A 3,613-nucleotide genomic window follows, 5' to 3' on the forward strand; every position below is an offset into this window, starting at 1 on the left:
CGGTTTGCCAATCGCAGGCACAGCCTCGCCTGCTTCGACCGTCATACTCGTCGCTACCACAGTGCTTTCCGTCGGTCCATAATTGTTCACCAACCTATAGCTCCGTCCCGGCGGCAGCGCCCGTTTCAGCTTGTCTCCTCCGGTCAGCAGCACACGCAGGGATCGGTTCTCCAGCTCCATAAACTGCTCACACAACTGCGTCGGCAGGAAGGTAATCGTGATGCTGTTCGTCTCGAAATAGCGGTTCAATGCTTCCAAATCCATCCGAATGCTCTCGTCAATCACATGGATTTCCGCTCCGGCTACCCAATAAGGGAACAGCTCCCAGACGGAGGCGTCAAAGCCAAAGCCCGCATATTTCGCGCTCCGGTCCTCTGCCGTCACGCCAAAGGCCTCGTTGTGCCAGCAGCACAGGTTCACCAGCGATTGATGCTCGACCATAACTCCTTTCGGCTGCCCGGTCGTTCCGGACGTGTAGATCATATACGCCAGATCGTGCGGACCAGCCGCTAATGGCGGGTTCGGCTCGTTGGTCCATCCAGCCGAAACGACAGATAGACTGTCCTTTGGCAAGTCAGCTTCATACCGACTACCATCTCCGAGACTGTCGCCCATCTGCACATCCCCGAACCGGACACCTTCGTGGAGACTATCACCAGACAGACTGCTTCCCGACAGCCCACCGTCCAGATACACCACCTCACCGCTGTAATCCTCCGGTATCGGCAGGCCGCTTTGCGTCACCAGCGCCAAGGCTCCACTGTCAGCCAAAATGTAGGCGATTCGCTGCGCCGGATAATCCGGGTCAATCGGCACATACGCCGCTCCTGCCTTCATAATGCCCAGCACCCCGGACGCCATCTCCAGTGATGGCTTCACCATAATGCCGACGGCTCGTTCCGATCCGGCACCTCGCTCCCGCAGCAGCCGCGCCAACTGGTTCGCACGGCCGTTCAGCTCGCGGTAGCTCCACGTTTTTCCGCCATACGTCACCGCCGCCGCCTCTGGCGTACGCTCTGCCTGCTCCTCGAACAGGCCAACCACTGTCCGGTCTTCCGGTACCTCCATGCCAGTCTGATTCCATTCCTCCAGCAGCACATGTTGCTCCTGCTCTGTCAGCAGCGGCAGCGTACCTAGTTGAATATCCGGTTCGGATGCCGCAGCAGATAGCAGATTCAACAAATACCCGCTCCAATATCCGACTGTTTCTTCCCCGAATAAATCAGCCGCATACTCGAACTGGAGCCCGATGCTGTCTCCGTCCTCGAACGCGCCCAGTGTCAGATCAAACTTGGCCATGCCGTAAGAGTTACCGTAAGGGGAAATGGCAAGCCCGTCGAGACGCAGCGTCTCCCGATCGGGATTATCAACCGTCAGCATCACGCTCACGAGCGGATTACGACTCAGATCACGCGGCAAATCAAGCTTTCCAACCAGCTCTTCAAACGGATAATCCTGATGATCCAGCGCCTCCAGGCACGTTTCCTTCACTTCCAGCAAAAATTCACGGAACGTCTTTCCATTCTCCGGAGCGCAACGCAACGCCAGCGTGTTGACGAACATCCCCGGCATTTCCTGTACAGCCGGGATACTTCGCCCGGCCACCGCCGTACCAATCGCGATATCCTCCTGTCCGGACATTTTAGCCAAAAAGGTGCCGAACGCCGCGAGCATCACCATGTGCAGGGTCGTCCCCGTCTCTTGCATCAGATATCGGATATGCTCCGCCGTTTCGGGTTTCGTTTGGAACCGGACCTGACCGCCGCGGAAGCTCTGCACCGGAGGGCGTGGAAAATCGGCGGGCAGTTCCAGATTCGGCAGCGGCTCGGCAAAACGGTCAAGCCAGTAGCGCTCCTGCAGAGCGATATGCTCCCGCTGAGGCGTCTTTTCCTGCCAAACGGCGAAATCCTTGTAATGCAGCTTCGGCGCAGGCAGTACCTCCCCCTTGTACAAGCGGGCAATCTCCCGGACAAACAAGCTGCGGGTTACTCCGTCCGCAACGATATGATGCATATCCAGCAGCAGCAAATGACGATTGTCGCTGAGTCGGATCAATCCGGTCCGCAGCAGTGGTGCGCTACTCAGATCGAACGGCCGGACAAAATCGGCAATGAGCGCTTCCGTTTCCTTTATCCCGGCAGGAACAATGTGCAAAGGCACCTTGGCCGCAGGATGAATCATCTGAACCGGAGTACCGTCGAGTTCCGTAAAAGAGGTCCGCAGCGACTCATGGCGCGCAACCAGCGAATGGAGCGCTCCATCAAGCCTTCCGACATCCAATGCGCCTTCCAGCAGCAGTACTGCCGGCATATTGTAGCCGGTGCTTTGCGGATCGAGCTTGTGCAGAATATACATTCGCTTCTGTGCGGACGATACCGGGTAATAATCCCGCTTCGCCGCCGGAGCCATCTCGTTCCGGATACGGTCTTCCGCAGTAGTCATGACGCTATCTGTGGCTGCTTTCCCGTCATTTGTCCAAACAGCCGTTTCCTCCATATACCTCGCCAATGCCCGGACTGTTGGGTGCTCAAACAACGCTTTGAGCGAAATATCCCGCCCCAGCCTGCTCTGAATAGCACCAACCAGCAGGATCGCCTTTAGTGAATGTCCGCCCAGATTAAAGAAATTGTCCTCAATACCGACGCGTTCCACACCTAATGTCTCGGCCCATACCGCGCACAATTTGGCTTCGATGTCGGTTTCAGGTGCAGCGTAGACACCGGCGGTAGACACCGCAACCCGAGGCTCCGGCAGAGCCCGGCGGTCAAGTTTGCCGTTCGCCGTAAGCGGAAGGGCATCTATTGGAATGAAATAAGATGGAATCATGTGTCCCGGCAACTGGACGGCCAGAAAGCTCCTCAGCTCAGCTACCGCGAGACCAGACGCTGCTACAAAGTACGCGGATAATTCAAGCATGCCGCCCTCAGCCGCAGTCGTGACCACGGCAGCCTCCCGGACAGCCTCATGTTGGAGTAAAACCGCTTCGATTTCTTTGGGCTCGACCCGATAGCCCCGTATTTTCACCTGATCGTCACGACGCCCCATAAACTCAATTCGTCCATCAGGCAGCATGCGCGCCAAGTCGCCTGTTCGGAATAGCATCTTCTCCGGATCATACGGGTTGGTCACAAATTTTTCGGCGGTCAAGTCAGGGCGATTCAAGTAGCCACGCGCGAGTCCCGGACCTGCCAAATACAGCTCACCAATCACCCCAGGGGCCACCAAACGCCGTCCCGGATTGAGAATAAACGCGCCTGCGCCGCGAATCGGACGGCCGATAGTCGGTCTGGATACGTATTCTTCCAGCCGCTCCGTATCAATAAACTGGGCCACCGCCCCAACCGTCGTCTCTGTCGGGCCGTAGTGATTCATCAACCGGGTTCGCGGATACCGACCATGGAAACGGCGCAGATCGGCCGGGTTGATCGGTTCTCCGCCCAGCACGGCCAGTCGCAACGATGCCAAATGCTCCGTAACCGCAAAATTCTGCGCCGGAACCAGCGTATGAAACAGGGATGGGGTGCATTTAATGTACGTAATTTCCTGTTCTCCGATATAACGGCTGAGCCGGTCGGGCGATGTCACTGTTTCTTTGGAAACGATGTGCAGCTCG

The 3,613-nt window shown here is 57.2% G+C and carries 1 protein-coding gene; it reads right to left on the reverse strand.

The genetic code is table 11. The features are described 5' to 3' along the window. Positions 1-3,613, reverse strand: a 3,613-nt coding sequence (locus WG8_RS20870; RefSeq protein ID WP_007432234.1) for a condensation domain-containing protein, incomplete at both ends; no start/stop codon positions are given.

The sequence above is a fragment of the Paenibacillus sp. Aloe-11 genome (assembly GCF_000245715.1).
GTDB classification, from domain to species: Bacteria; Bacillota; Bacilli; order Paenibacillales; family Paenibacillaceae; genus Paenibacillus; species Paenibacillus kribbensis.